We start from the raw sequence: 22,811 nt of genomic DNA on the forward strand, positions 1-22,811 counted from the left end.
CCTTGCTCTAGCGTTGGCCAAAGTGTCCCTTGGTCAGACAAAACCTATACAAACCTGCCCCCCCTCGCAAGAGGGGCTGGGTGCAGCCCAGTAGGGGCGTTAGCCCCATGGCAGGTGCGTGACGGCTTTTTGCACGCTCGAAGAACGCTCTTGCACCAGCAAGAGCTATGGCGAAGCCATGTGCAAAAACCTATATGTTTCTATGATATCACAATAAAAATCCTTTGTCTAACAATATTGTAAAATTTTGTATAGGTTTTTCCACATGGCTATGCCATTGCTCTCGGTTCTTTTACGCTATTCTTTTGAACGGATACATGGTTACTCGCCCAAGTTGCGATACAGGAAGGTGACAATTTGACCTCTATTGCACAGGCTGTTGGGGCTGAAGGTTATCTCGGTGGTGCCGTTGGTGATGCCATTTTCCACAGTCCAGAGGACTGCATTGTAGCAGTAGCTATCGGTATCCACATCGGTGAAGCCACTAGAAATTGCGACTTCTGGCTCGTCAGCGGCACGGTAGAGGAAGGTGACAATCTGCCCACGGGAGCAATCTTCGTTGGGGCTAAAGGTGGTAGCAGTGGTGCCAGCGGTGATGCCCTCGGACACTGCCCAGAGCACGGCTTCGTAGTAATAGCTATCGGCATCCAAATCGGCAAAGGGATTGTCGATAGTGGCTTGTGGTTCCCCAGCGGCACGCCACAAGAAGGTGACCGCTTGGGCACGGGTGCAGGTGGCTGTGGGGCGGAAGGTGCCATCGGCGTAGCCTGCGGTGATGCCGTTTTCCACAGCCCACACCACTGCGTCATAATAGTAAGCTGTGGTGGACACATCGGAGAAGGAAATGGTCTCCCCTTCTCCATCCACTGGGACAAAGGTGACCGTGATGGTAACACCAGCGCCGGGTTGGAGATAGGTATAGGTGCCATTGGATTGGGCAGTAACGCTCACGGTCTTGCCAGAAGCATAGGCCACGGTGACAGTATCAACTGCATAGCCATCGTCTGGGGTTGGAGTGATGGTAACGGTGGTATTCATGGTGTTTTTGCTACCGCTAAGGGTGACGGTGCCGTTTTGGGCAGTGGTCACGGTGGATGCGTAGTAGCTGGTGCCAGAACCGCTGGAGGTGGGGATTTCTGTCCATTGAGCAGTTAGGGTGAAGGCCTCTGTCACAAGGGTGGCAAAGTCATAAGGGTCGCCATCGGCTAAGAACCAACCGTCGAAGGTATAGCCACTGCGGCTGGGGTTGGTGGGCACTGTGATGGCAAGGCCGATACCTTCTTGGGTGACGGTATTGGCGGTTGCGCCGTCGTTATAGTCCCATGTCACATCCACGCCCCAAATGGCGTAGAGGGGCACAATTTCGTTGGCGGTGGTGCTCAAGGTGGACACCACGGCTTGGTCTTCATAGCTGGCGGCCACGGTGCTATCAATAGACCAGCCCATAAAGTCCCCAGTGTCGTGGACATATGCGTTGGCGGTGAGGGATTTGGGTTCGCCATAACTAAAGGTTTGGTTGCCCATAATGCCTTCACCGCCGTTGGCATCAAAGCTGACCTTGTATTGGATGGGCGTCCAATAGGCGTAGATGGTGACATCAGAGGTAACGATGTAAGTGTAACTGCTCCAACCGCTAAACTCATAGCCGTAGAAGCTAAGGGTGTTGGTGTCAGGCAAGGTCAAGGTGTCGCCATAGTTCACTTTTTGCACATCGATGGCGGTGTTATCCACATCGTTTAGGAATTGCACGGTGCAGACGATGATGTTCACCTGTGCGATGTAGGTCACATCCCCTGTGACGGTGGTGGACACGGTCTTATCCCAGCCGTCGAAGGTGTAGCCAGTTTTGGGGTTGACGATGGGTACGGTGATGGTGTCACCGTACATCACGTCGGTGTAGGTCAAGGTGCCAGAGGTGGTGGCGTTGCTGCTGACCACAAATTCGATGTCATGCAAGGTTCTGGCATACTCGTAGGTAATCACCAAAGAGCCATCCCCTGCAATGGTTTCACTTTGTGTGCTTGGAGAAGTGAATCCTGTGTAACGCTTCACCGATGGGGTCACGGTGGTGCCAGCGTAGCCTGTTTTGTTCTCGGTTTCAAATACGCTGTAGCTACCATCTAGGTTTTGCTGTTCGTGGATGACCGTGTAGGCGGTGCCACCTGTGGCCACCCAGTTTGCCACAGCGGTTTTGCCCTCGTCATAGCTCCAGATGGTGTCGGCGGTGATTTCCACGCCACCAATGCTCCAACCGTCAAAGGTGTAGCCAGCCTTGGTGGGGGTACCCAGTGTGCCAATGGCACTGCCATAGGTGACAGTTTTGCTTGCTGCAGAGCCTGTGCCACTGACTAGGTCAAAGGCCAAGGTGTAGTCGTTGGCCGTCCATTGGGCGTAGAGGTTGAAAATGAGTTGGGTGCCATCTGGTTCTATGGAGAAGTCAAAGGGTTGAGACACCCCTTCTTCATACCAATTTTCAAAGGTATAGCCTTCTCGTGTTGGGTTGGCTGGCTGTTGCAAATAGGTATAGGTGTTATCCACATATTGGGTGCTCAACAAGGTGTTATCCACGGAATCGTAGAAATTGAAGGTGAAATCATACCACCAGCTCGGTGTTGCGGTTTGGTCTTCAGTGTATGTCCAAATATCACCTGCGGAAATTTTGTTGCCATCAATATACCAACCGATGAAGGGGATGTATTCGTCCATGTATTCCATGGCTGGTATGACCACCAAATCCCCCATGGGCTCGCCGTAGGTGACGGTGATTTCTGTACTATAGTCATCCAAACCATAATAAGTCCCAACCAAAGCATCCAAAGTCAATGTATAAGTGCAAGCCTTAAAGCCAGCGGTGAAGGTGGTGGCGGCGGAAATGGCTGTGGTTGCAGGGTCGGCAGGTGACCATGCGTCCAGCTCATAGCCTGTGTCTGGGGTGATGATAACATTGGTGGTATCCACTGTGTCATTGGTTGCCACGTTCATGGCGGTTTGCCCTGTGACGGTGCCGTTGGCACCTGCCATAAAGTAGCCCGTTTGCACGCCAGCGGCTTCAATGGTGATGGAAATGTCCCCTGTGATGGCAGAAGCTGGGATGGTGTAGGTGCCGCTGCCTTGGTCAGTCAACAGTATTTTAGTATTGGTGCCAGCTACGGTGTAATACACACCATCTACTGTGTATAGGCTAGAGGATAGCTCAAAGGAGGCTTCAGTTCCAAAGGTGATGGCTGTTGCTGCATTGGACACACTGACCCCTTCCAAATTGGTGGGATAGTAAATGTTCCAAGAGCCAGCCTTAAAGGTGGCGGTGAAGGTTTCGGTCAAACCAGATTGGGTGCCATCACCAGAGGTGACGGTGCCATCTGTCACCTCTGCATTCCAACTGTCTAGCACATAGCCGTCATTTGGTGTCACCGTTGGCAAGGTGATGGCGGTGCCTTCGTCGTAGATACCGTTAGATTCTATGCCTACGGTGCCGTTGCTGTCGCCAGAGACGAAACTGGTGTCCCAAACCTTGATGGCACGGGCGGTGAAGGTTTCGTTTTCCGTTGCCCAAGTCTCAATGGCAAAGACGGAGTAGACACCCACCCCATCGGAGTCAGTCCATCGGGTTTCGCTTTGGGATTCTTGACTATCTGTGCCGATGCGATGGCCTTCGTTGGCAACAGGTGTTGGCAAATCCTCTACCCCAATGGCATTTTCTTTTGCCAGCAAATCCTCCAAGGTTTCGTAAAGCCCACGATTACTGGACGCATCTCGCCAGTCACGAGAATAGTAGGTAACGGTGTCCATGGTCGTGCCTTCACCAGCTTGGAATGTCATGGTGTAGTAGCGGGTGCCAGTGGCATAGACGCTGAAGTTGTTGGCGGCATTTTCCACCGTGGTGGTGTATACGCCTCCCCCACTGTCGGTCATATCGTAACGCACGCCGTCAATTTCATAGTACACAGTGTCCAAAATATAGCCTGCATTTTGGGTGACGGTGAAGGTTTTGTTATCTCCAGAGTTAAAAAGGCTGTTTTCGCCACTTTCATACGTCAAAGTCGCTGCATCTCCAGTGTAATCGCTGACGGAGTAGACTTGCTTGGTGAATTTTGCAACCAATGTGGTATTTGCAGTGAAGACATCTGTCCAATCCACTTTGGTGTCATCGGTATAATACCAAGCGTCGAACACATAGTGTTCATGGCCATAGGCTGTGGGCATGGAGAGATAATAAATGTCACTCCAATTGGAATTGTAGTCTACACTGACGACGTCATAGCTTGCCAAGGTGCCATTGACATCGGCAGTGGGGGTGATGTCAATGGTTTGTGCCCCGTCGGTAGAAACATAAATGGTGTATTGGGATGTGGTGGCATTGTCTAGGGTTACGGTTAAGATGATGGTGTTGTAGTTGGTATAGTCAAGACTCACTTCCTCACCATATTCTACAGCCACGTCATTGCAGGTGACCGTGACCTCAGCGCCTTGGTCTGCTGTTGCATAGTCCAATAAATAGGTGCCCTTTGCTAGCCCAGACAGTCTGATGCCATAGGCATCATACCCTTCGCTAGAGTAATATCCATAATAGGCGAAGTCACTGCCCGACAGGTTGATGCTACCCAAGCTGAGTACAGCCAATTCGGTGCTACCAGTCACCAGCTCCCCATAGACCACGCTGACGCTACTGCCTACTTGGCTAAAGGTCACAGTTTCGCTGTAAACCGCTTCCCCTGTGATTTTACCAGAGCCGATGTAGACCTGCTTTTGCTCCAAAGCGTTGCCATTTTCATCTAGCAAGCTGACAATCATAGCGCCACCAGCGGTTTGGGTTTGGAGGGAATTGTTTTTCAAGGTGATGGTAGCGGTGGTGGCGGTTTCAGAGTTAGACTGGTCAATGTCCAAGGTGACCGTTTCGTTTGTGCGACTGAGGAGGCTCTCAAAGGTCACAGAGGCAAAGTTGTCGACGGCGTTCAGCTCAGGGAGCACACGCTCGCCGTCCACAATGTCCATGTCGGCATAGAGACGCACCCCACTGTCGGGAATTTCCGTTAGTTCTAGGGTTTTTTCCACGTACGCTTTCACATCATAGGTCAGCTCCACCATAAACACACCGTTGTCGATGCGCTCTAGGTTTTCTTCCCCAGAAATGGTCAACACGCCGTCAGAGAAGGAAATACCGCTTTCACTACCTGTATAGGTCAAGGCTTGTGGGTTTGCATAGTCTGCCTCTGCCCCATCGTAGAAGGCGATTTCCACGCTGCGCCCCTTATCGCCAGACAGGGTGGCAATGCTAGAATTGTACAAGCTCATGCGGATGGTGCGGATGCCGTCCACCTCACTGACGGTGGTCATTTGGGAGATGCCCACATCGGGATAATCTAGGTAAATGTTGCCATTTGCCGTCTTGGTATCGCCACTTTCAAAGGTGGCTTCCAAGGTGTAAGTGGTGTCTTCCACCGTGTCGCCAATGACGTGCCAATAGGTGAGGATGGTGCTGTCATTGGGTGCCAAATCAAGGCCACTATATGTGGTTTCTTTGCCGTCTATGGTAATGCTGATGCTTTCAATATTCTCCAAGCCGCCGTTGAACACGGAGAATTGGATGGCATTGTAGGAGTTGAGGGTAAGGTTTTGATAATCAGGGATGGCGGCTTGCACTTCCACCCGGTTTTCAAAGGTTTCCGTGGCGGTGTAGAGCATGGTGGTTTCGCTGGGGATGTTCACGGTGCTGTATTTGGTTTCCCCTGCCACGCTGTCGTACCAACTGTATTGGATGGGGGTTGTGTTGGCTTTGTCATAATAGGTGGATTGGATAACGGCCTTCACCTCATTGGTGCCACTGACGTAAGCGTCAAAATGGTCAAGCAAGGTGCTAGAGGGTAGCTCTGCCAGTGTGCCCATGGCGGTGAGACCGATGTTGTTGCTACCGTTATCTGTAAAGCTGACGGCACGAATCACGCTGTAATCAGCTTCCCCAGTGTCGGTGGTGATGATGTCTTCCCACAAAATAGTGAGATTTTCAAGGTCATTGTAATCGCTGTCCATGTGGGCGAATTGGAAATCACTGCTGATGGTGGTGCTAGTGGTGGCAGTGATTTTCGCCAGTGATTCTGGGAAGGTGTTGGACACGATGCCATCACTGTTCACTGCCAACAGACGAATATCCCCCACGTTATCCATGCTGGTATACCAACCCAGCACGAAACGCTCATCATCACTGCCAAAGTCAGCCACTACAATTTGTGGATTTTCGTCCAAATAGTTGTCACTGGTGACCACGGTAGACAGTGCCAAATCACCAGTGTTGTCCACGATGCTGTAAGCGATTTCGTAGTCGGTCACATCCCCATCGGTGCTATCACGGTCGATGGAATAGGCCACCATGGCGGTGCCATCGGGGAGCATTTGGGCATCGATGCCCATGACAGAGCCTGTGCTACCGTTGTACAGGGTTTTGGCTTCACTCCAAGTATCACCATCATACACGCTGTACATGATGTAATCCTGGGCTTCAAAGTTCATCAAATCGTCGCCTGTGCCAGAGTAGACAGACCGCCAAGCCACAATGGCTTTGTCGGTGCCGTTGGTGGCTACCACAGGTGCAATGTCGGGGGTGCCGTTGGTGGTCAAGGTGCTAGTCGTCCAAGTGGAACCGCTCCACAAGGACACCATGATTTCGGTGCTGTTGAGGAGCAGGACTTGTTCTTCGGTGGTGACGGCGTCACCAGCGTCTTTGCCTTCAATGTCACTGGTCATCCGCACCCATGCGGCGGCGGCGAAGTCTTCAGAGCCAGAGACGGACACGTTGCTATCCCCATAGCCAATGCCAGTGTCAATGGCAGAGCCTTCTAGGTAGGTGGTGCCAAATTTGGTGGTGGCATAGACACGGTTGGAGTAAATGCTGTCGATGCCTTGGTCGCTGATATAGAGCAGATGATACCCATCGTCAGACACCACAGGGTAACTGGAGGGGTTTGCGTTGGTTTGTAGGGCGGACAAGCCACTGGCGGTGTCCAGTGAACGACTCATAATGGGAGATGCCCACACGCTGGGCTCGCTGAGATAGTCACGGCTTTGCAAGGTGGTAGAAGAGGTCAAGGCGGTGATATCGGCAGTGGTGGCATATTGGGTGGAATAAGCGTTCAAATCGTTGAGACCTGTGCCATAGGTGGCGGCCTCATCCCAATAGTTTTGGACAGTGGACGCATCCCAATCCCACGCATAGGACGCACTGCCAGAGCCGAAGATGACCTCTGTGGAGAAAATTAAGAAGGTGGCCTCCAGTTTGGCACCAATTTCGCCGTCAATGGACAGGTATTGTCCATCGGTATTCTGCGCCTCTGTGTCTGCCAGATAATCACGGGTTAAAAACAGATTAGAGCTATCGATACTGGCCTCCCCATAGGGGCCAATTTTCAGGGCGACAATGGAATAGTCAAAGCCCACGCCACCAAACACCCCAGCAGAAGCCAGCAAACGCAAGGTGGTGAGGTAATCGTTGACGGTTTCACTGGTTACAGAATCTGCCCACATGTTGGAGCCGATTTGTTGGTAACGGGTTGCCATATTAAAGTCCAGCTGGACAGCGCCACCTAGTTCCACTTCTATGAATAGAGGGATACCAGAGGCAGAAGCGTCCACGCTAAAGCTGGCAGCCCCTTGGAACCCTGCGGTGAAGCCGCCTTCCAAAACGTGCATTTCCCATCTGCCAGTGGTGAAATTATAGGAGATTTCCCCTTGGTAATAGCCTTGGAGTTGGCCTTCAAAGCTGGCGCTCCAACTGCCTGTTCTATTGGAATCACCAGTGTCGTCGTCACCGTCGCCACCAGCCATGCCCATCAAATCAGAGACGCCAGTCATGCTGATAGAGGCGTTCATGGTGTCGCTTTCTAGGGCAAGGCCAGTTTCGCTATAGTCCACTTCATCTAAGCCCATGCCGTCGTAACCGCCCCAGATCAGGCAGTTGAACACGGCGTTATTTTCCGTGGGCGTGATGATGATGTTAAACGGTGAGCCGCCAATGTTACTGATGAAGGGCGTGACAAAGCCCATAAGCCCAGAGATGATGGCATTGCCATTTTCTGATGTGGAGGATTCACCCAAAGAACTACCAGAGAACATTTCAGACACCATGGTGGACACATCGCTGTTTTTCATCACGTCTTCCACGTTGGTCATGTCCAGTACACGCCAAGGCATGGTTTTTTCTGAGACCAAGGCCGTGGCGCTGGATAGGCGCATTTTAATGCCACGGTCGGTCATTTCGGTAATCCATCCAGAGTCGGTCATGGTTTCTTTGGTCAAGGTTAAGGTGTTACCCACCACAGGAATGGAGGAGAATGGATAGGTAAATTCTGCGGATTTGTTCATGGATTCCGTTGGTTGATAGCCATTTTCATCCACAGCGTATATGGTGTAGCCTGTGCTGGCATCTTCGCCCCAGAGCAGCATATTGGTGTACACGGTGGCGCTTTCGTAGTTGGCGTTGGGGCCAATGCGCCCTGTGAAGGTTTGAATATCTAGTTCACGAGAAAGCCCCTCATATAAGAAATATTGGTTGGCGATAAAGGGCGTGTCAGTATTGCCTGTGGCATCTTCCAAAGTGATGATGCTACTGGCGGAGTACATAATATCGTCTAGGGACATGGTGGCGTTGGAATAGACCAGTTGGGGATAATATTCCGTAGAGCCACTTATAATGTCAGACAGTTCTAGGATGTACTGGGTGTCGTTTTTGGCGGTGAGGGCTTCTGCGTTAGCTTGCGTTTGCCCTTCCGCTTGTGACCAGAATTGGGTAGAGTTAAAGTTGACGGTGAGATAGCCGTCGGTGATGGTGACGGTCTGGTCTACGTCGCCATCGTACAACGAATCCTCGTCCTCCCCATTGCCCCGTAATTGGGCTTGGTCGGCGTAGACACCATCCACATACACACCGCCACGAAGGGTCAAACTACCCACAAAGGGGGAGCCATCAGGGTTTGTGACATACAAATCTAGCTGTGCCACTTGGCGCATGGTGGTGGCGTTGAGGGGATAGAGCTGGAGCATGGTGGAGTCTCGTTCCCCAGAGGTCAAGTCGGATTGGGCGATGGAGCCAAGATAGACGGTGTCCCCTGTTTTCGCCCAAAGGTCAACCTCACTATTGATGCCGTTTGGCTCGTATAGGGCTAAATACCCATCGCTGTTTGTCCAGACAGATTTCTCGTCACCCTGACCATCGATGTAGGTCAGCTTGGTGGTCAGCATGGGGCTGATTTGGAAGAGGTAAAATTCATCTCGCAATGTGTCGATGGTCACATCCACGCTGTCGCTCATGCCTGTGTTGGCATGGGTGGCAGTGATGGTGGCGGTGCCGTCTGTCACCGAGGAGAGCAGCAGTTGGGTCTGGGGCAGATAGGTTTCCATGGTGAAGTTGTCGATGTTTTCGTAGAGCGTGCCTTGCTTGTAATTGATGGACACCACATCATTAGAGGTGCTCCACGCAATGCCGTCTTTGAGCATACTCCAGCTATAGTCGTCGTAGTTGATGCCGATGTATTCAATCAGCGCCAACTCTTCACGGAGCGCCAGAATGTCGGCGGTGGTGGTGGGCAACGTGCCACTGACCGCGCTGGTGTTGCTCAAGGTGATAGCGGTCTCTTTGTTACCGTCAATCTCAATTTCCAGTGCATCGTCGTTGTAGACGTAGAAGATGAAGCCATCCATGTCATCGGCATCGGTGGCGCTGTTGACCACGCTGGCCGTGACCATGTAGGTGTCTTTCAAATAACCAGTTTTAACGTCCTCAAGGTCAACCTTGTACGTGCCAGTTGCAGAGGAAAACGGTGTAAGCTCTTGCTTAGTAACGGTGTCATCTTCTTCGATTCTAGTAATGGTCAAGGTGCCTTCCGTAGTGATGGCATAATTGGTAATATCCCAACCGATATTCATAGAAGTCGCTGCATCGGTTAAGTACAAAGACGTCGGTGGTGTCAAGGTAATGCCTGCGGCTTCTGCGTTCACCGTCACCCACGCCAGTGCCGTCAGCTCCACAGTGGTGGCGGTGGCAGGAATGGATACACAGATGGTGTAGTTTGCCTTACCGTCGGTAGAGAGTTCAGTGAATGTATTTTCTGGAATCACATAGGAATTGACTGCATCGGAGAAGGTGGCACTGTACACAGCTTCGACATTGATTGCATCCGCTGTGGCAAAGTTGCCTGCAAACACTTCCACCTTGTATTCCACGGTGCCATAACCGTCCATCAAGTTGGCGTTACTGCTCCAGAACACGGTGGTGGCCTTGTATTGCCGCACCACAATGTTTTGGAAGGTATCGGGAATGAGCAAGGATACGTCGTCACCAGCCAACACGGTATATGTGTGGGTGGTGGCGGTTTTGTCATCACCGGTGTCATCGGTGCCGTTGTTGGCGGTGAAGGCGAAGGACACGGTGCCGACCTTGTCGCCTGTCAGCGCCACACGGCCGTCTGCATCAATGGTGGCAATGGTTTCATCGCTACTGCTCCATGTGCCACCGGGGCAGGTCAGGTCAGACGGGGTGTAGTTCACACTCAAGGTGGGGGTATAGGATTCCGTCAAAGACAGGGTTTGAGTGTCGTCAACAGGGTAAACAATCTCCACGCTTTCCAATTGGGTTTTGGCCACGCTACCATAGCCTGTGTCGTACCACCACAAGTGGAAGCCTGTGGTATCTTCGCTACTTTCGTAGGCGGTGATTTGAACGGTGTAGGTTTGTTCCTCGTCCACCACAGGCAGGTCTGGTAAGGTGGCAGAGGGGACAAGAATATTTTTTAACAACGTTGTATCGTAAACTTCGTCAAAGCCAAATTGGATACCCTCTGCAAACACAGAGCCATCGGGGGCAATCACATCTGCGGTGAAAGGAGCGCTTCCATAAGCTTGATAATAAGCGGCATATTTGGTTTGATATTCTTCCGCTTGATCCAAGGTCAAGGTGACGGTTTGACCTGCGGTGTCCACTGCAATCCCTGTCACGCTGTTGCGCATCAGAACGGATTCCAAGGTGACGTTGGTGCAAGGCCAGTTGGCACCGCTATTATTTTGAGAGGCGGTGGTGTTGCCAAACAGGTCTACCAAACCTGTCACTTCAGACACCAAAATGTAGGTGCTGTCCACGTCTTGCACTTGATACCATGCGGTTTGGGTGGCAGAGACGGTGTTCATGTGCAAGTCAGCGGCGCTATAGGTCACGCCATTGATGGTGACCGACAGCTTCGACCCATCCACTGGTTCGGAAAATTCCAAGGTGATGGGCACATATTGACCGCTATAGTAGGTGTAATCGCCAGCGCTTGCCCCGTCAACCAAAGAGAAGCCATCGTTGGTGTACACATCCACAACCGTGGGGGCGAAGGTGTCGTAAATTTCGATAGAAGGGCTGTCGGTATAGGTTTGGAAAATGGAATCCTTGGTGGTTTCCCCATTTTGAAGGGTTAGCGAGCTTGTTGTGCCTATATAATTGGGGGTACCTTCTAAGTAGAAGTGGGTAGGGATTCCCTCCCCCCACACATCCATTTCCAAGGTATTTTGAATGGTGAAGTCTGTGTTTGATGCGTTTAAGTAGAAGAACACGGGGAATTGAGCATACACATCATCACTATAATCATCCATTTGACTAAAAGGGGCATAGGGTGCGACCCGATATTCCGTAGCATTATAATTGCTGGAGGTATTGTAAGAACTTACCCCCATTTTACCACTGTCATCATATGGCCAGATGCTGGCATTTTTCATCCAAACGCCATCAAGGGTATAGCCAGAGGCTACAAACCCAGACATGGTCCAGTCGGTTTGGATGCTGTAGCGGTGCTCACCATTGGCGAAAATGGTATTGGCGGTATTTTCAAACAGTTTATAGTCCGTTTCCATCTGGTCTAACGTATTGAAAAAGCTCCAATAAAGATCTATGTCAGAAACACCACCCCAATTAACGCCACCATATTTGCCTGTATATGAGGTGACCCAAGTGGTGCTGGCGTCATAGCCATAGAAGGGATAGGTTTTGTCATAGCCCATAAACACGGTGCCGTTATCTCGGAAAACGCCGTCTTGATAGAACATCATATTCACAGGGTTAGAAAAGGACAGGGCGTTATAAATCATGCCTGTATAGCCGTCAAAATCCATCATGGCTGTGTCGTAGCCAGAGCTTGGCGCATACTTCACATAGATTTTAAGGGTAAATTCTTTTGCTGTATCGGTGGAGTTGGTCAAATAGACCTGAGAGCCAGAATTATAGCTCCCCACCCCCGACACCACAAGGCTCAGGGTCCAAGTGGGGTTGAGGCCAATAATATCCCAACGGAAGGAGGAGGTCTCCCCTGCTGGCACGGTGACAGTGCCCAACTCCAGCTGCACCGTAGAAGCCACCGTGTTGGTGGTGAGGTAACTGTCGTCAAAGGCAGACAAATCCAACACTTTCGTGGATTTGTCAAGTTCGCTATAGGCCACCAAACCAGTGGTTTCTAGCTGTTGCCAGATACTGTTCAGATTGGCCATGGTGGCGTCGTCCATGGTGGCAGTGGCGGCATCCTCCAAATAGGCGTCTACCACAGGGTCAGTTTCCTGCGATTCCACCACTTGGGGTTCTTCTGCAGGTGTCAACTCTGCCGCCCACACGGTGAGGGGCAGCAGTTGGGTGGTCATGATGAGCGTCAATGCCCACGCTAAAAACTTTTTCATAATTCTTCCTCCTCTTGTTTTCGCTGTTCTTGATTTTTCATACAGAGCACTGTCACCGCCACGGCAATGACAAAGGCGATAATGGCCACCAATACATAGCCCCCGATGTTGCTGGGGAGCAAGCTGGCACCATAGAGCCAATGCTCTGGGCTGTCGTAATAGCCGTGGTCACCGATGGCAATCATCACTGCCATGTCTAGAGCCAACAGTCCGCAACAGAGCATGGATAACCTGACAATCCAGCCCTCACGCTGTCGTTTTTTGTGCTGTTCTACTCGTGCGTGTACTAACGCAAGTCTGGTTTGGGTGCTATACATAGGTCACATCCTTCCTAAATTTTTGTCCTTACTTATATAGGTACAAAAAAAGGGCAAACTACGCACCTAAATTGGAAAAATTTTTCAAAAAAAAGAAACAGCCTTGCCCATTCCGCCTCACAGGTAGAAAACTACCTCACAAGCGGAACAGTCAAGACCGTTCCCTACGTCTATATCAATTGGTTTTATATGCGTGATTTTCGCCGTGCCAGACTGAGCCCCACCATGCAAACAAGGGGGAACGCAGTGCCAAGGAGTTGCGCCACGGTGCCACCGCTCATCAGCAGATTAAACTGGGCGTGGAAGGTTATCGCCAGACACAGCACCCCAAAGGTACCAAGGAGTTTCAGCCATTTATCTTCCCATGTAAAGAGCAATCCATAGCCCACCACAGCACCACAGACAATGTGCATGGCACCAGTGCCAAAGCCACGCATCAGCAGATAGGTCAAATTGTCCGCACCATGCTCCACCAAGTAGCAAATGTTCTCGAAGGTGGCAAAGCCAACAGCAATCATCAGCATGGCAGAGGTGGCTTCTTTGATTTTGGGCTGAAAAATCAGCAGATAAAACAAAATGGGCAGTAGCTTCATCACCTCTTCAATCAAAGGGGTGATTTCGATGGTAGCCGTCAATATGGTTGTCCCATACACCTGTGCAATGAACATATTTACATAGGCACTGAGTAGGCAAGTGCTCATGCCAAGTAATAAGAATAGCAAGGCTTTGCGGTTTGCTTTCTCACTGCAACAGCAGGCCACCAGCAAGGGTGCCACCAGACACAGGTAGATATTTTCTACATAAATCATGGTCGCACCGCCCGATTCACCACAGGGAAAAACAGCCCAATTTCAGCAGTCAACAAAAAATCGAACCAGAAATAGGGGTTTGTCCATATGTCGCTGATCCAAAAGCAAGAGGCAATCCACAGGGCATATTCCGTGGCGATGAACACAAGGCAAAAGATGTGAATTCCCTTGGCTTTTCCGTCGCCAAAGAGCAGATTTTGGATGGCGAAATAGGCGCAGACCGTCAACACCCCCATATAGGAAATGTTGAGTAGCACATCCCCCACTGACAGAAATACAGGGTCAACCCAATGCCGATTGGGATGGGGATATACATGGCGAAGTGGCGTTTTTTCTTCACCTCTGGCACAGTCAGATACAATTCCAAAGCCAGTAAAAACAAATAGGCCGCCAGCCATGACACATCTGCCACATAGAAAACTTGTGGGGTCATGTCGGTCATAAACTGATAGGTCAGCCAGTACAAAATCCCCAGTGCCATGGTATCTAGCATCCCTGCCGCCAAGGTGTACGCCACGGTTTTTTCTCCAATGGCCACTCTGGTTGCCCAGATGGCAACGGCAACAGCCACCAGTGCCTGCAAGAAGTTAGAGAACAATTCAAGGCTCATGGTGGTCGTCCTCCTCCTGTTGCTTTTTTCGCAAAAGCACACATAAAATCGTCACGCAACTGCCCAACAGGAAGGAGAGCATCCCAATGATGATATAACTGAGGGCTTGGGCGTTGGCGAACAAACTGGCACTGAGCCCAGAGGTTGCGCCAGCATCCACAGTGCCACCCACTAGGGTTGGTAGGATGCAGGATAGCACCACAATCAAGCACAAAGACAGCGCCACTGCCCCTGCTGTCACAGCTCGAAGTTGCCGCTTTTGGCGGATGCGCTTTGCCCCCAGAAGGGCGGCTTTGACACGTTCATCGGTGTTACGCATGGGTGATGCCCTCCTGTTCTAGTTTGGTTTTTAAGGATTTTTTGCCACGGTGAATGAGATCTGCCACCTGCTTTTCGCCCTTGCCCATGACGGCGGCAGTCTCTTTGTGGCTCATGCCCTCAAAGTAAACCAGATAGATGGCCTCACGGTAATTAGGGGATAATTCCGCCATGGACAGGTGGAGGATTCTGTGGCGTTCCTTTGTGTCCACCAGTGCATCCACCAAGGCTTTTTCGTCGGATAATTCCTCTAGCTGTTCCAATTCTATGGCAAAGTAGCGTCTGCTTTTCGCCACACTGCGCAGTGCCATGTGGCGGGCGGATTTATAGAGATAGGCTTTCAAGGCACCAGTTTTGATTTTAGGTTTTTTTACCACCAGATAGGAAAACACCTCAATCATCAAGTCCTCAGCGTCTCCAAAATCGTGGGTGTAGCCGTAAATATACAAGGTCAGGGCATCGCCAAAACGCTCCATCAGCCCCGCAAAAGCGCTCTCGTCCCCAGAGAGAAATTGTTTATAAATCTCATCATCCGTCACAAGAACACCCCCATTCACATTGGCATATCATATTTTTGGTTATTCTAGCATAAATCACCATGATTTGTCAATTTGAACAAATTCAAAAGGCTATGTGATTTGATGCAGTCTATGCCGACCATCTCGCTGGCAACCTCACCACAAAACAGGCAGGAAAAAAACTAGGCATCAAAGCGACCCCATTTCAGTGGCTGGTGAAGCGGATAGACATTGTGCAGGATATTCCATAAGACGCAAAGAAGGCACCGAGTCAAAACTCAGTGCCTTCTTTGTTACCATATTTAGCTTACCCCACAAATTGTCCTTTTGAGACGCAACCATTGTGGTTGCAGGGTTTTGAAGCAATATAATCGTAAGATTAACGCTTGGAGAATTTGTTCTTACTTTATATATCAACTGTGAAATAGGTACTGTATATCAAATTTTAGTTACACGTATACTTCATTTTCATAATGCTTGATTTTTAGGTTTTGCCACCCGTGTGACAGTTCTGTGCCACCCCGTGTACTGCTTTTAAGTATAAACTTCCCAGCTTCCTGTTATACTCATTTTGTACATGAGTTTATTTTTTATTTTTGAAAACCCCGCCATCAAAAAAGACATACTCCACAGGAATATGTCTTTTTATGATTTATTCAGAAATATGTTTGTTCACTAGCGCTGCCACTTTCGGTGGCAAGAAATAGGACACAGGAATTGCTACAACGGTACTGATTTTCCAAGCTCTCAACCAAACGTACATAAACGTATCCGAAAACAATCCTACGTTACAAACCGCTTGTACAAATGACATAATCATAGCCATGCAAACTGCTGTGATGATAGATGCAATAATTCGTTTTTTCATTTTTCCCTCCATAATAAATCTACTTTATCCACAAACGAAATACAAAATCGTTCATATTTCGCTACTTCCTTATTTATCATACACTACATTGACTTGTATTACAAATGGACATTTTTCACAATAATATCCGTTCTCCATCATCAGGAACCAGCAAATTGCCCTGATAGAATCCTTTGCCTTCTTGTGTATACAATTTCTTGCGGTTGGGCGCAGTTTTGTCTTCTGTATGCCACAAAACCACGTTGGGTATGTGCAATCCTTCTGCCAACTCACAGGCTTCTTTCACCGTGGTATAGTGCTTTTCATACGGCTTGAAGCGTTCCCGATTGCCATACAAACAAAAAACCGCCGTCCCGAAGGACGGCGGTTTTGGTAAGCAATATAATCGTAAGATTAACGCTTGGAGAATTGGGGTGCGCGACGTGCGGCTTTGAGGCCGTACTTCTTACGTTCTTTCATACGTGGGTCACGGGTCAGGAAGCCAGCCTTCTTCAAGATGGGACGGTTGTCTTCAGAAACCAGCAACAGGGCACGGGAAATACCGTGACGCAGTGCGCCAGCTTGACCAGACACGCCGCCGCCAGTGACGGTAGCAACAATGTCCATCTTGTCCACATTACCAGTGGATTCCAGAGGTTGACGGACAACCATTTTCAGGGTGTCCAGACCGAAGTAATCTTCCACATCACGGCCATTGATGGTGATTTTACCAGTGCCGTTGGGGAACAGGTGAACACGGGCGACAGAGGACTTTCTGCGGCCAGTACCATACAGGTAGGGCTTTTTAGATTGATACATTCGCTTACTCCTCCTTATTCTGCGGCGATGGGCTGTTGGGCACCATGCTCGTGATTTGCATCAGCGTAAATGTGCAGGCGCTTCAGGGAATCCTTGCCCACAATGTTCTTAGGCAGCATGCCACGAACAGCGACGCGCATAGCCACTTCGGGCTTTTCTTGCATCAGAATGCGGTAAGGGGTTTCCTTCAGGCCGCCCACCCAACCAGAGTGATGGCGATAAATCTTTTGTTCGCCTTTCTTACCGGTCAGGACAGCTTGACCAGCGTTGATAACAATCACGTTATCGCCGCAGTCAGCGTGAGGAGTGTAGGTAACTTTGTTTTTGCCACGCAACAGGTCAGCAGCGATAACAGCGGTCTTGCCCAGGGGCTTGCCAGCTGCGTCGATGACGTACCACTTGCGTTCGATGTTGGCCTTATTCGCCATAAAAGTGGACATGGTGTTTCCTCCGTAGATAATATTCTTTACAAATCAAGGGCTTTGAAGTACAATCAAAGCGTAATCAGCAAGATTATTTATACCACACTGTTTACACCATGTCAACAATGTTTTTAAAATATTTTACGTTTCCTATGAAATACTCTTATTTTCTATTGATTGCTCTTGATTGCTCGCTGTGTAGTTTTGTTTTTCATATTTTAGATTGTGCAAACCTAGCGGGCGACCATCACCACTTACACCAATGTCCACTGCGCCAACAGCAAAAACACCAGCCCTGGCAGGCCTAAAATCCCGATAATCAACGCATTCCACAGGTTCAATCCCAAGGCAATGCCTGTAAACGCCGCCGTGGATTGCGCCAACCACAGGGCAAAAAATCCCAAGGCCGTGTTCCCCAAAAGTCGCAATATCAGCGCCAAAGGTCTGTGCAACAGTCCAATCACTGCCAACAATAAAAACAGCCCCAAACCCACATAGGGTACCAATGTCATGTCCATGTGGCCTGTTCCTCCATCTGAGATGCCGCCACCGCCGCCGCTGGCAAATCCATCTCTGCTCCACCTGTGTGGGCTTTGATGGTGCGCACCAGATAATTGCACTGTGCCATGGCGGCATTCATTTGATAAATACAGGCCTCTATTAAATCTGTATCCACCACTTGGTCAAATCGTAAATAGGCTTGGCGCAAATCCTCACGGGCAATGGCTAACTCTTTTTGCAATTGTAACAGCGTGCCATCTGGCTTATTTTTGTTTTGAAATGCCAATGTTTTCATCCAATCCCCTCCCTGTCCTATCAGTATGGAAGAGTTTGGACAAATATGACACAATTTAAACGAAGAAATATCTGTAAGGCGGGGGCTTGCCCCCGCCGTCACCCATCCGCAAGCCCCCGCCCTACGATGTGGTGAGAATACCAAATAATAAGGAGCGTTACCACCCATGACCCACGAAGAATATATGTCTCTGGCCTTAGAACAGGCTCGACTGGCCGCCCAAGAGGAGGAAGTGCCTGTGGGGTGTGTTATTGTCAAAGACGACGCCATCATCGCCACTGGGCGCAATCACCGCGAACAATTACAATCCACCGCTTCCCACGCCGAGATGGAGGCCATAGCAATTGCCAACCAAGTGTTGGGATCATGGCGCTTAGACGATTGCACCTTATACGTCACCCTAGAGCCTTGCCCTATGTGTGCTGGCGCCATTTTAAATGCACGGATTCCACGGGTGTATTACGGTGCCCGTGATGAGGCCTTTGGTGCCTGTGGCGGTGTGTTTAACCTCTATATGGAGGCCTTCCCCCACACCCCAGCCTTGGTGGGTGGGATTTTAAAAGAAGACTGTGCCAAGGTGCTTAGTGATTTTTTCCAAAACAAACGCAAAAAGGAGTGAGGATGGTTCCTCACTCCTTTTTATTGTCTTACAATTTTATTATCCTACAATGCGTTTGCCACTTTGCCAACATTGCGCCAACAAAAAGCCCAGTAGCAATATGCCGTTACCAGCAAAATACAGCGTCATACCCAAGTCCAAGCCATCTGCCAGCATGGCACCACACAGCACAATGGCCATGGTGGCACTGCCGCAAAAATGATGGGGTTTGCCCATACCAAAGCCAAAGCCCACCAGATGGAACAGCGCCAAGAGCACCGCAGAGAGCGCCAACACTTCCACCCCATAATCCCACAAGACAGGATTGATGGCCACTTGACGATAGCACACAATCAACAGCACCACCGCCGCCACAACGGCAAGCAAAGCAAACACACTGTCCACTGTTTTTGTGCTTCCAGCGCGGCAAGCAGGCACAATTCCTAGCAACCCCACGCCACCGAGCACCACGCCACAGCTCACCATCAGGTCCAGCTGGGACACGCCAAAGGCTGCAATACCCATCCAAACACCACTGGCGATGACAATAAAAATCCCTAGCACCATACAGCTCAGCGCCATGGTGCCACCAAGGAACACTTTCACATAAGAGGTATCTTTGGTTTTCAACCCACGGCCTGCCACCACAGAAAACACCACGCACACAACAGCCAGAGCCAACAGCCCCAAGGCATACCCATTGCCTGCAACGGAAAGACCTGTTTCACCATCAAACCCTGTTTGCTGTTGTCCCAAACGCAATCCCCCTGCTACTACGCCACCAAGCAGCGCCACCAGAGGAAATAATTTCTTCAAATTCATTACCATACCAACCCTTTTGCCAATCTACACAGTTTGTTAACCTTAGTGTACCACGTGCCACCGTTTTTGTCTACGGTGACACGTTATTTTTTCTCCATTTGGGACATACAGTGTAGAAAGCAAAGGACGAACGCTGAAAACGATTCCCCCCTCACAATCCTCTCTTCATGATAAAGGAGCACACTGATGCAAACTGCAAATCCAAAGACATTTCTAAGCCTGTGGCTCATGCTCTGGCTGGGATTATTTTTCCTACCAGCCGTTCTGGTGACCCCATGGGAGGGTGCCCTCACCACCACCACACCCACCACAACACCCCAAGAATCAGAGGAATCTGCCACCATCATCACCAATACCGTAATTTCTGACGATGACATTACCATTCGCGTCTTAGACGGTGACACCGTGATAGAAATGACCTTAGGGGCGTATTTAGTGGGGGTGGTCAGCGCAGAAATGCCTGCCAGCTTTCACATAGAGGCGTTAAAAGCCCAAGCTTGCGCCGCCCGTACCTACACCCTCTATCAAATGCTCAATGGCTCTGTCCACGGCGATACAGCCGATATTTGCACCGACTTTGCCTGTTGTCAAGCCTATGTTCATTCGGAGACGTCCGCCACTGATTGGGGCGCCCAAGCCGCTGAATACGAAAGCCGCATCCGCAGTGCAGTGTACCAGACCAGCGGTGAAACCATCGACTATGATGGCAGTCCTATTTTGGCGGTGTTCCATGCGTCTTCCGCTGGACAAACCAGACAAGCAGGGTCTGTTTGGGTGTCAGATTTACCTTATTTGCAAAGTGTAGACTCTCCAGAAAGCGCAGACACTGTGCCCAATTATTACACAGAGGTGACCTATTCACAAAGCGAATTACGCCAGCTACTGCTCCCCCTTGACCCCCAGATTGTCCTTGGGGAAGATTTTGCGTCATGGCTGGCGAATCCCATCACTGAGGACGGTGGCAATGTGGTGAGCGTAGACATAGGAGGACAAAGCGTCTCAGGCACCACCGTGCGCTCTGCCCTGTCTCTCCGCTCTGCCTGTTTTACATGGTCTTGGGTGGGAGAAGATTGCACCTTTTCCGTCACAGGCTATGGTCATGGAGTGGGCTTGAGCCAATACGGGGCCAACACCATGGCAAGCGCTGGCGCCACCTATCAAGACATCCTCACCCACTATTACACAGGGGTCACACTTTCTACTGACAGCGTCGCGGCAATGGCTTTACAATAGGTAGGAAAAATGGTATACTATATAAAAATATACAAAAAAGGAGGTGGCCTCATGCGCCGTATCTCTGCCTTTTTATTAACCGTTTTATTCATGGCTGGGCTGATTTCCTTTCCTGCCCAGTCGGCAAAAAGTGTATATTTCACCGCTGTAGATGTAAATATGCTAGAGCTAACCGATGAGACCATGCCCTTTTGGTCAGGTGGCTATTTGTATGTAGACAGCCGTATTTTCAGCGGCTTAACCTTAGATTACGGCACCTTATACCACTCGCGCAACATCTCCAAGCAAACTTTGGCGCTCTACACCAACCGCAACATCCGCTCTTTGGTGTTCTATTTAGACTCAGGCATCACCATCGATGGGGACGGACGCACCTACCATGCCCAAGCCATTTTAAAAGGCGACGTGGTGTTTGTACCCATTGTCATTGTGGCAAACTTCTTTGAGCTGCGCTATTCCACCATCACCGTCAACCACGGCACATTGGTGCGTTTGACCGTTGACCAAGACCCCATCCTCTCAGATAGCGCCTTTGTGGATGCCGCCGCAGACTGGATTGAGGTGCGCTATGAAGAATACCTCAAAACCCAGACCTCTACGTCTACCACCACACCCACCACCCCTGACGTGCCCTCCATCCCTGAAGATGGCAACATCATTCAGCTGGCCTTTCAGGTAACCGCGGATTCTGTAGCCGCGAACTGGCTTTCCCTATTAGAAACGACAGGCGGACAAGCTACCTTTTTCTTCACCGCCACAGATTTAGAGGGGCAAGGCGATTTACTGCGGCAGATGCTGGCACAAGGGCACACCATTGGCCTTGTGGTAGACCAGACCTTAGAAACCCCTGCCCTGGAGCAATTGACCCAAGGCAACCAAACTCTCTATCAAGCCACCACCACGGTGACCCAACTGGTATACAATATATCCGAGGAAGACCTTGACGCCGTGCTACAAGAGGGCTATTGTCCCATTTCACCCCAAGTGGACGTTTCAGAAAGCGGATTGCTTACCAACAATGGCGCTTCGGTCACCATGGCACAAATTGACCGTATCGACGGCATTGTCACCGTTTGGTTAGGCTCTTCCACCTCCCAAACGGGGCTCAGTGCTCTTTTAAACTACGGCGCCGCTGGCAACGACCGTTTCTATCGCCTCACCTTGCTAAGCACCCAACTCTAACCCACAGCCACGCTGGGTAGTTTCCATCGTTTTTCTTCAAAGGTTTACAATTCGTTCAACTAAGCAATGTATATTTTTGGTAAAATTATTATATTATGATTGAAATTTATTATAAGTGGGAGGGCTAATTTATGGCTCGAAAAATTCTAGTGGTTGAAGACGACCTGCGCATCTCCGAACTCATTGAAATGTATCTGCTCAAAGAAGGCTTCGAAGTATTCATCGCCCGTGACGGTGGAAAGGCTGTGGAGGAATTCCAGAAAAACGCCCCTGACATCGTCCTCCTAGACATTATGCTTCCTGTGCTAGACGGTTGGGCTGTGTGCGCTAAAATCCGCGAAACCTCTCGCGTACCCATCATTATGCTCACTGCCAAAAGTGAAGTGTTTGATAAAATCCAAGGTCTTGAAATGGGCGCTGACGATTACATCATCAAGCCCTTTGAAATGAAAGAATTGATTGCGCGCATCAATGCCGTGCTCCGCCGCAGTGAAATCCCTGAAGACACCAGAAAGCGCCTGAGCTTTGACAAATTGGTCATCAATCTAGACGCTTACGAGCTGTTGGTTGACGGCAAACGTGTGGATACGCCCCCTAAAGAACTAGAACTGCTCTACCATCTGGCCACTACACCCAATCGCGTCTATACCCGCAACCAGTTGTTGGACGAAGTGTGGGGCTTTGACTACTTTGGCGACTCTCGCACCGTGGATGTGCACATCAAGCGCCTGCGCGAAAAAGTGGAAAATGTCAGCGACCAATGGGCACTGAAAACCGTGTGGGGTGTGGGCTATAAATTTGAAATGATGGGCGCCCAACAGGGCTAAGCTTGT

Annotated in this window: 17 protein-coding genes and 1 pseudogene; 4 read left to right on the forward strand and 14 right to left on the reverse strand. The window is 50.2% G+C overall.

What is annotated here, in order from left to right; genetic code table 11:
- Nucleotides 1–321 precede the first annotated feature (321 nt).
- The 13 genes and pseudogenes from RFF05_RS03165 to RFF05_RS03225 form a co-directional block, all read right to left on the reverse strand.
- Complete coding sequence (locus RFF05_RS03165; RefSeq protein ID WP_409968981.1) at nt 322–12,687, reverse strand: InlB B-repeat-containing protein; 12,366 nt, start codon at nt 12,685–12,687, stop codon at nt 322–324.
- A complete protein-coding gene (locus RFF05_RS03170; protein ID WP_409968982.1) occupies nt 12,684–13,004 on the reverse strand; it encodes a hypothetical protein in 321 nt (106 codons plus the stop codon). Before RFF05_RS03170 ends, RFF05_RS03165 begins: the two co-directional genes overlap by 4 nt.
- A 185-nt stretch (nt 13,005–13,189) precedes the next feature.
- Nucleotides 13,190–13,813, reverse strand: a complete 624-nt coding sequence (locus RFF05_RS03175) for a PrsW family glutamic-type intramembrane protease (RefSeq protein ID WP_409968983.1) — start codon at nt 13,811–13,813, stop codon at nt 13,190–13,192.
- On the reverse strand, nt 13,810–14,070 hold the full coding sequence (locus RFF05_RS03180; RefSeq protein ID WP_409968984.1) for a hypothetical protein: 261 nt from the start codon (nt 14,068–14,070) through the stop codon (nt 13,810–13,812). Before RFF05_RS03180 ends, RFF05_RS03175 begins: the two co-directional genes overlap by 4 nt.
- Nucleotides 14,037–14,423 (reverse strand): hypothetical protein, encoded by a 387-nt coding sequence (locus RFF05_RS03185; protein ID WP_409968985.1) that lies wholly within the window; start codon nt 14,421–14,423, stop codon nt 14,037–14,039. The genes RFF05_RS03180 and RFF05_RS03185 overlap by 34 nt, the downstream gene beginning before the upstream one ends.
- On the reverse strand, nt 14,413–14,742 hold the full coding sequence (locus RFF05_RS03190; RefSeq protein ID WP_409968986.1) for a hypothetical protein: 330 nt from the start codon (nt 14,740–14,742) through the stop codon (nt 14,413–14,415). The genes RFF05_RS03185 and RFF05_RS03190 overlap by 11 nt, the downstream gene beginning before the upstream one ends.
- Nucleotides 14,735–15,280 (reverse strand): RNA polymerase sigma factor, encoded by a 546-nt coding sequence (locus RFF05_RS03195; RefSeq protein WP_409968987.1) that lies wholly within the window; start codon nt 15,278–15,280, stop codon nt 14,735–14,737. Before RFF05_RS03195 ends, RFF05_RS03190 begins: the two co-directional genes overlap by 8 nt.
- A gap of 631 nt (nt 15,281–15,911) precedes the next feature.
- On the reverse strand, nt 15,912–16,127 hold the full coding sequence (locus RFF05_RS03200; RefSeq protein WP_409968988.1) for a DUF2798 domain-containing protein: 216 nt from the start codon (nt 16,125–16,127) through the stop codon (nt 15,912–15,914).
- 115 nt (nt 16,128–16,242) lie between these two features.
- A pseudogene (locus RFF05_RS03205) lies at nt 16,243–16,470 on the reverse strand (MBL fold metallo-hydrolase); the annotation flags it as partial.
- Nucleotides 16,471–16,520: 50 nt separating this feature from the next.
- On the reverse strand, nt 16,521–16,925 hold the full coding sequence (gene rpsI, locus RFF05_RS03210) for a 30S ribosomal protein S9 (RefSeq protein WP_409968989.1): 405 nt from the start codon (nt 16,923–16,925) through the stop codon (nt 16,521–16,523).
- Between the two features lie 14 nt (nt 16,926–16,939).
- A complete protein-coding gene (gene rplM / locus RFF05_RS03215) occupies nt 16,940–17,365 on the reverse strand; it encodes a 50S ribosomal protein L13 (protein ID WP_409968990.1) in 426 nt (141 codons plus the stop codon).
- 236 nt (nt 17,366–17,601) lie between these two features.
- A complete protein-coding gene (locus tag RFF05_RS03220) occupies nt 17,602–17,865 on the reverse strand; it encodes a pro-sigmaK processing inhibitor BofA family protein (RefSeq protein WP_409968991.1) in 264 nt (87 codons plus the stop codon).
- Complete coding sequence (locus RFF05_RS03225) at nt 17,856–18,143, reverse strand: DUF2508 family protein (RefSeq protein ID WP_409968992.1); 288 nt, start codon at nt 18,141–18,143, stop codon at nt 17,856–17,858. Before RFF05_RS03225 ends, RFF05_RS03220 begins: the two co-directional genes overlap by 10 nt.
- A 166-nt stretch (nt 18,144–18,309) precedes the next feature.
- On the opposite strand from RFF05_RS03225, the gene RFF05_RS03230 reads away from it, so the two are divergent.
- On the forward strand, nt 18,310–18,762 hold the full coding sequence (locus RFF05_RS03230; RefSeq protein WP_409968993.1) for a nucleoside deaminase: 453 nt from the start codon (nt 18,310–18,312) through the stop codon (nt 18,760–18,762).
- 39 nt (nt 18,763–18,801) lie between these two features.
- Here the strand turns inward: RFF05_RS03230 and RFF05_RS03235 are convergent, their stop codons facing one another.
- Nucleotides 18,802–19,563, reverse strand: a complete 762-nt coding sequence (locus tag RFF05_RS03235; RefSeq protein ID WP_409968994.1) for a hypothetical protein — start codon at nt 19,561–19,563, stop codon at nt 18,802–18,804.
- 186 nt (nt 19,564–19,749) lie between these two features.
- On the opposite strand from RFF05_RS03235, the gene spoIID reads away from it, so the two are divergent.
- The 3 genes from spoIID to RFF05_RS03250 all read left to right on the forward strand — a co-directional run bounded on the left by spoIID (nt 19,750) and on the right by RFF05_RS03250 (nt 22,805).
- Complete coding sequence (spoIID, locus tag RFF05_RS03240; protein ID WP_409968995.1) at nt 19,750–20,796, forward strand: stage II sporulation protein D; 1,047 nt, start codon at nt 19,750–19,752, stop codon at nt 20,794–20,796.
- A gap of 51 nt (nt 20,797–20,847) precedes the next feature.
- Nucleotides 20,848–21,978 (forward strand): hypothetical protein, encoded by a 1,131-nt coding sequence (locus tag RFF05_RS03245; protein ID WP_409968996.1) that lies wholly within the window; start codon nt 20,848–20,850, stop codon nt 21,976–21,978.
- Nucleotides 21,979–22,109: 131 nt separating this feature from the next.
- Nucleotides 22,110–22,805 (forward strand): response regulator transcription factor, encoded by a 696-nt coding sequence (locus RFF05_RS03250; protein ID WP_409968997.1) that lies wholly within the window; start codon nt 22,110–22,112, stop codon nt 22,803–22,805.
- Nucleotides 22,806–22,811: the final 6 nt, after the last annotated feature.

Source organism: Bengtsoniella intestinalis, assembly GCF_039719005.1.
Taxonomy (GTDB): domain Bacteria; phylum Bacillota; class Clostridia; order Oscillospirales; family Oscillospiraceae; genus Oscillibacter; species Oscillibacter intestinalis.

What these genes read in the sequence shown, in the direction of transcription:
- RFF05_RS03230 (WP_409968993.1), top strand. Translation starts at nt 18,310, where the DNA reads ATGACCCACGAAGAATATATGTCTCTGGCCTTAGAACAGGCTCGACTG.
- spoIID (WP_409968995.1), top strand. Translation starts at nt 19,750, where the DNA reads ATGCAAACTGCAAATCCAAAGACATTTCTAAGCCTGTGGCTCATGCTC.
- RFF05_RS03245 (WP_409968996.1), top strand. Translation starts at nt 20,848, where the DNA reads ATGCGCCGTATCTCTGCCTTTTTATTAACCGTTTTATTCATGGCTGGG.
- RFF05_RS03200 (WP_409968988.1), bottom strand. Translation starts at nt 16,127, where the DNA reads ATGAAAAAACGAATTATTGCATCTATCATCACAGCAGTTTGCATGGCT.
- RFF05_RS03170 (WP_409968982.1), bottom strand. Translation starts at nt 13,004, where the DNA reads ATGTATAGCACCCAAACCAGACTTGCGTTAGTACACGCACGAGTAGAA.
- rplM (WP_409968990.1), bottom strand. Translation starts at nt 17,365, where the DNA reads ATGTCCACTTTTATGGCGAATAAGGCCAACATCGAACGCAAGTGGTAC.
- RFF05_RS03250 (WP_409968997.1), top strand. Translation starts at nt 22,110, where the DNA reads ATGGCTCGAAAAATTCTAGTGGTTGAAGACGACCTGCGCATCTCCGAA.
- RFF05_RS03185 (WP_409968985.1), bottom strand. Translation starts at nt 14,423, where the DNA reads ATGAGCCTTGAATTGTTCTCTAACTTCTTGCAGGCACTGGTGGCTGTT.
- RFF05_RS03165 (WP_409968981.1), bottom strand. Translation starts at nt 12,687, where the DNA reads ATGAAAAAGTTTTTAGCGTGGGCATTGACGCTCATCATGACCACCCAA.
- RFF05_RS03175 (WP_409968983.1), bottom strand. Translation starts at nt 13,813, where the DNA reads ATGATTTATGTAGAAAATATCTACCTGTGTCTGGTGGCACCCTTGCTG.
- RFF05_RS03220 (WP_409968991.1), bottom strand. Translation starts at nt 17,865, where the DNA reads ATGGACATGACATTGGTACCCTATGTGGGTTTGGGGCTGTTTTTATTG.
- rpsI (WP_409968989.1), bottom strand. Translation starts at nt 16,925, where the DNA reads ATGTATCAATCTAAAAAGCCCTACCTGTATGGTACTGGCCGCAGAAAG.
- RFF05_RS03225 (WP_409968992.1), bottom strand. Translation starts at nt 18,143, where the DNA reads ATGAAAACATTGGCATTTCAAAACAAAAATAAGCCAGATGGCACGCTG.
- RFF05_RS03190 (WP_409968986.1), bottom strand. Translation starts at nt 14,742, where the DNA reads ATGCGTAACACCGATGAACGTGTCAAAGCCGCCCTTCTGGGGGCAAAG.
- RFF05_RS03235 (WP_409968994.1), bottom strand. Translation starts at nt 19,563, where the DNA reads ATGAATTTGAAGAAATTATTTCCTCTGGTGGCGCTGCTTGGTGGCGTA.